The organism is Kitasatospora putterlickiae, from assembly GCF_039527695.1.
Taxonomy (GTDB): domain Bacteria; phylum Actinomycetota; class Actinomycetes; order Streptomycetales; family Streptomycetaceae; genus Kitasatospora; species Kitasatospora putterlickiae.
Genome location: NZ_BAAAKJ010000256.1, coordinates 15,854 through 21,440, shown reverse-complemented (window position 1 = coordinate 21,440; position 5,587 = coordinate 15,854). Strand labels below are relative to the sequence as shown.

Below are 5,587 nucleotides of genomic sequence, written 5' to 3'. Positions count from 1 at the left end.
CCGGAAGGCCGTGATCACGGCTTCGGGGTCCGTCCTCACACCCCCGCCTGCCGGGCGACGCCCGGGGCGTGCGAACGGACCCTAGAATGCCCGGCATGAGTGCCGCCACCCCCGACCCCGACCCGCGCCGGCAGAAGCTGCTCGAACGCCTCGTCAGCCTCTCCTCCGGAAGCTATCTGCTGGTCACCACCTTCAAGAAGGACGGCACCGCCGTGCCGACCCCGGTGTGGGTGGTGCGCGACGGCGAGGCGCTCGGCATCTGGACCGTCGCCGACTCCTGGAAGGTCAAGCGGATCCGCAACCGCCCGGACGTCCTGGTCGGCCCCTGCGACGTGCGCGGCAGGCCGACCGGCGAGTCCCACCCGGCCACCGCCGAGATCCTCGGCCCGGAGCGCACCGCCGCCTACCGGACGCTGCTGCGGCAGAAGTACGGCCTGGTCGGCGTCCTCACCCTGGCCGGCAGCCGGCTGCGGCGCGGCGATCGCGGCACCGTCGGCATCCGTCTCACCCTCACCGACGGCTGACGCCCGCGCGCACACCGGCCGCGTCCGTCACCTCCACCCCACCTTGCTCGTCCGGTTCATGTCAGCCTAAACGTTCTTCCGTTGTACGCCTGGTCGTCCGCCGGAGCGTGCGGTATGGCAACGGTGGCGCTGCTACAACACACAGCGCCCCACCACCATCCGTTCGCGCGTCAGGAGGGCCGCCCCATGCGGCGAACCGATCGAGTCCGGCTCCGTGCACTGGCGGTGGCATCGGCCGCCACCGTCGTGGGAGCGCTCATAGCCCTGCCGGCCGGCACCGCGCACGCGGTGTCGCCGGACATCGTGATCAGCCAGGTGTACGGCGGCGGCGGCAACTCCGGCGCCCCGTTCACCAACGACTTCATCGAGCTGTACAACCGCGGCACCGTGCCGGTCTCCGTCACCGGCTGGACCGTCCAGTACGCCTCCGCCACCGGCTCCGCCTGGTCCCGGACCACGCTGTCGGGCACCATCGCCCCCGGCGCGTACCACCTGGTGCAGGAGGCGGCCGGGGCCGGCTCCGGCGCCGCCCTCCCGACGCCGGACACCACCGGCACGATCGCCATGGGCGCCAACGCCGGCAAGGTCGCGCTGGTCACCAACTCCACCGCGCTGACCTGCTCCACCGGCTGCGCCACCCAGCCCGGGGTGAAGGACTTCGTCGGCTACGGCACGACCGCCGGCTCGGCCGAGGGCTCGCCGACCGGCAACCTCGCCAACACCACCGCCGCGGTGCGGGCGGGCGGCGGGGCCACCGACACCGACAACAACGCGGCCGACTTCGCCGTCACCGCGCCCACCCCGCGCAACTCGTCCTCCACCGGCGGCGGGACCGGCGGCACCCGCATCCACGACCTCCAGGGCGCGGCCCGCACCTCCCCGCTGGCCGGCCAGGCGGTCAGCGCCGTCCCCGGCGTCGTCACGACGGTCGGCCCGAGCGGCTACTGGTTCCAGGACCCGCAGCCCGACGCCGACCCGGCCACCAGCGAGGCGGTCTACGTCTACACCGCCGGCGCCCCGGGCGTGGCCGTCGGCGACTCGGTCAAGGTCGGCGGCACGGTGAGCGAGTTCCGCCCGGGCGGCACCGGCGGCACCACCAACCTCACCACCACCGAGCTGACCGCGCCCACCACTACGGTCCTCGCCCACAACGTCGCGCCGCCCGCCGCCACCGTGGTCGGCGCGGGCGGCCGGGTCCCGCCGGCGGCGGTCGTCTCCAGCGTCACCACGGGCGACGTCGAGACGGCCGGCGGATTCCAGCCGGCCACCGACGGCCTGGACTTCTGGGAGTCCCTGGAGGGCATGCGGGTCCAGGTGAACAACGCCGCCGTGGTCGGCCCGAGCAGCTCCTTCGGCGAGATCCCGGTCGTCCCGCAGGGCTCGACCACCCGCACCAACCGCGGCGGCATCCTGCTGCAGGCCGGCGACGGCAACCCCGAGCGGGTCCTGCTGGACGACGTGCTCGCGCCGACGCCGACCGCCAACACGGGCGACACCCTCTCCGGCGCCACCGTCGGCGTCCTCGACTACTCCTTCGGCAACTTCAAGCTGCTGGTCACCGCGACCCCGACCGTCGTCCCCGGCGGTCTCGCCGCCGAGACCACCTCCGCCCAGACCGCCGGCGAACTCGCCACGGCGACCTTCAACGTCGAGAACCTCGCCCCGGGCGATCCGCAGAGCAAGTTCGACGGCCTCGCCGCCGCCGTCGTCGGCAACCTCCGCTCGCCCGACCTGGTCGCCCTGGAGGAGATCCAGGACAACTCCGGCGCCACCGACAACGGCGTCGTCGCCGCCGACCAGACGGTGGCCAAGCTGGTCGCCGCGATCAGCGCGGCCGGCGGCCCGGCCTACTCCTACCGTCAGATCAACCCGGTGAACGACCAGGACGGCGGCCAGCCCGGCGGCAACATCCGCCAGGTCTTCCTCTACCGCACCGACCGCGGCCTGACCTTCACCGACCGCCCCGGCGCGGGCTCCACCACCGCCAACGCGATCGTCAACAACGCTGGCACCCCCGCCCTCGCCTACTCCCCCGGCCGGATCGACCCGGCCAACTCCGCGTTCACCGCCAGCCGCAAGCCCCTCGCGGGCGAGTTCCACTGGAACGGCCGCCCGGTCTTCGTGATCGCCAACCACTTCAACTCCAAAGGCGGCGACCAGCCCCTCTTCGGCCGCTACCAGCAGCCGGCCCGCCCCTCGGAGACCCAGCGGCACGCGCAGGCCGCCGCGGTGAAGACCTTCACCGACCAGATCCTCGCCGTCGACCCGAACGCCTCGGTCATCGTCCTCGGCGACCTCAACGACTTCGAGTTCTCCCAGACCACCGACCTCCTCACCGCCGGCGGCTCCCTGGTCGACCTCCCCCGCACCCTCCCCCTCGCCGAGCGCTACACCTACGTCTACGAGGGCAACTCCCAGGTGCTGGACCACATCCTCATCTCCCCCGCCCTCGCCGCCAAGCCGTACGGCTACGACATCGTCCACCTCAACAGCGAGTTCGCCACCCAGCTGAGCGACCACGACCCCCAGGTCGTCCGCATCCCGCTGCCGTAGCGCCCGTATCCACCCGGCCCCTCCCTGCCCCGGCGTCACCTCCTCGACGCCGGGGCAGTGCCATACCCCGCGGCCGGGAATGTCCGATTGCCGGGAGCGGCTGATCCGGCAGGTCTGCTTCCAGCTCGGCGGGGAGCTCGGCGTCAAGGTGCTGCCGGGGCGGGCGCGGCGGGGTGCGCTGGCCGGGCGGCTGTGCGAGGACGGCCGGCTGGACGCGGAGATCCGGATCGAGGGCGCCGCCGGCACCCTCGCCGTCACGGCCGATCTGCGGACCGGCCGGCTGCGGACCTCCACCGAGATCCCGGCCCCCGAGCAGGGCTACCCGCTGAGCTGGGTCAAGCGACTGGTCCGGCAGCTCGCCGAGGCCCCGGCCGATCTGCACGTCGAGACGCTCACGGATGGCGCGGCGGCCGGGCCCCGGGGGCACGCTGGAGAAGCTGCGGCCCGAGCCCGGCGATCTGCTGCCGAAGGACTCCTCGCGGATCACCGGGTTCCGGCTCTCGCTGTCCAAGGGCATGGGAAGCACCCGGGGCAACGCCGAGAGCGGGTTCATCCGGAGCGTCGACGCCGCCGTCGAGCGGTTCCACTCGGGCGTCCTGGTCCACCTCGACCAGCGGCCGGGCCGGCGGGCGTAGCGGGGCGGGTCGGGTCGGGTCGCCGGAGGGCTTGGTCACGGGCCGGGGCGCGTGCGGGAGACCGTACGTGCCCCGGCCCTCGCCGTGTCCGGGGCGCGTGCGGGCGCTCCCGGGCGTGGACACGGGCACGGGGTAGGGGTATGTGATTCGGGTCATTCGGGGTGTTCGGGAACTCGGAGGGGCCAGGGGACGACTGGTGGGGGGTGAGTGGGATGTCGCCGGGTGGCCGGCCGTTGAGTGTGCTGGCGGGGTTCGCCCTGCTGCTGGTGGTGGTGTTCGCCGTGGCCTTCGTGGTGGGGCGCGGGGCCGGGCCGGTGACGCCCGGGCTGACGCCCGGGGGCGGGGGCGGCGGGAAGCCCGGGATGGGCCATGAGATGGGGGCGGGCCGGTGACGTCGGTGACGGAGAGCCCGGGGAGCGCCGGGAACACGCTGGTGAGCACCGACCTGGTGGTCGGCGGGATGACCTGCGCGGCCTGTGTGGGCCGGGTGGAGAAGCGGCTGGCCCGGATCGAGGGCGTCACCGCCGGGGTGAACCTGGCCACCGGCCGGGCGCGGGTGCTGCACCCGGCCGCGGTGGGCGTCGAGGAGCTGGTCGCGGCCGTCGAACGGGCCGGGTACACGGCCACGTTGGCGCCCGACGGCACGGCGGCGGCCGGCCCGGAGGCGGAGGACGCCGGGGAGCGGTGGCGGCTGCTGGTGACGGCCCTGCTGGCGGTGCCGGTGCTGGTGCTGTCGATGGTGCCCTCGCTGCAGTTCCCGGCCTGGCAGTGGGTCTGCTTCGGCCTGGCGCTGCCGGTGGTGAGCTGGGGTTCGGCCGGGTTCCACCGCCGGGCCTGGCAGGGCCTGCGGCACGCGGCGGCGACCATGGACACCCTGGTGAGCCTCGGCGTGGTCGCGTCGTTCGGCTGGTCCGCGTACGCGCTGCTGTTCGGCGGCGCGGGCGAGATCGGCATGCGGATGCCGTTCGCGCTGACCGCGGACGGCGGCGGCGGCGCGCACGTCTACCTGGAGGCGGCCGTCGGGGTGCCGCTGTTCGTGCTGGCCGGGCGGCTGTTGGAGGGGCGGGTGCGGCGGCGCACCGGTTCGGCGCTGCGGGCGCTCGCCGAGCTGGGCGCGAAGGAGGTCTGCGTCCGCGATCCGCGCGACGGCGAGGAGCGGATGCTGCCGATCGAACGGCTGCTGCCGGGGCAGGAGTTCGTGGTCCGGCCCGGCGAGCGGGTGGCCACCGACGGGGTGGTGGTAGAGGGCGGTTCGGCGCTGGACCTGAGCATGCTGACCGGTGAGTCGGTGCCGGTGGAGGTCGGGCCGGGCGACCGGGTCGCGGGCGCCACGGTGAACGTCGGCGGGGCGCTGGTGGTGCGGGCGACGGCGGTCGGCGCGGACACCCAACTCGCCCGGATCACCGGGCTGGTGGCCGATGCCCAGGCCGGCAAGGCGCGGGCGCAGCGGTTGGCGGACACGGTGGCCGGGGTGTTCGTGCCCTGCGTGCTGACGGTGGCGGTCTGCGTGCTGGGCTTCTGGCTGGGCGCGGGCGCCGATCCGCAGGCGGCGGTGACGGCCGCGGTCGCCGTGCTGGTGGTGGCCTGCCCGTGCGCGCTGGGCCTGGCCACGCCGACGGCGCTGCTGGCGGCGACCGGGCGCGGCGCCGAACTGGGCGTGCTGGTGCGCGGTCCCGAGGTGCTGGAGAGCCTGCGCCGGGTCGACACGGTGGTGCTGGACAAGACGGGCACGCTGACCACCGGACGGATGGAGCTCGCGGCGGTGGCCGTGGCCGCCGGCGCGGGGGTGGACGAGGACGGGGTGCTGCGGCTCGCGGGAGCCGTCGAGCACCGCTCGGAGCACCCCATCGGACGGGCCGTGGCGGCGGCCGCCCG

Annotated in this window: 3 protein-coding genes and 2 pseudogenes; all 5 read left to right on the top strand. The window is 74.8% G+C overall.

Annotated features, from left to right (window positions below):
- Window positions 1-95: 95 nt before the first annotated feature.
- Window positions 96-524: a PPOX class F420-dependent oxidoreductase gene (locus tag ABD308_RS25855; protein ID WP_344339025.1), complete on the top strand. Its 429-nt coding sequence runs from the start codon at window positions 96-98 to the stop codon at window positions 522-524.
- A 246-nt stretch (window positions 525-770) separates the two neighbouring features.
- A complete protein-coding gene (locus ABD308_RS25850) occupies window positions 771-3,077 on the top strand; it encodes a lamin tail domain-containing protein (RefSeq protein ID WP_344339024.1) in 2,307 nt (768 codons plus the stop codon).
- 94 nt (window positions 3,078-3,171) lie between these two features.
- A pseudogene (locus ABD308_RS25845) lies at window positions 3,172-3,712 on the top strand (hypothetical protein); the annotation flags it as partial.
- Between the two features lie 233 nt (window positions 3,713-3,945).
- Window positions 3,946-4,104: a hypothetical protein gene (locus tag ABD308_RS25840; protein WP_344339023.1), complete on the top strand. Its 159-nt coding sequence runs from the start codon at window positions 3,946-3,948 to the stop codon at window positions 4,102-4,104.
- Window positions 4,105-4,172: 68 nt separating this feature from the next.
- Window positions 4,173-5,587, top strand: a pseudogene (locus ABD308_RS25835) (heavy metal translocating P-type ATPase); the annotation flags it as partial.

Coding starts and splice junctions, on each gene's coding strand:
- ABD308_RS25855 (WP_344339025.1), top strand. CDS start 96: ATGAGTGCCGCCACCCCCGACCCCGACCCGCGCCGGCAGAAGCTGCTC.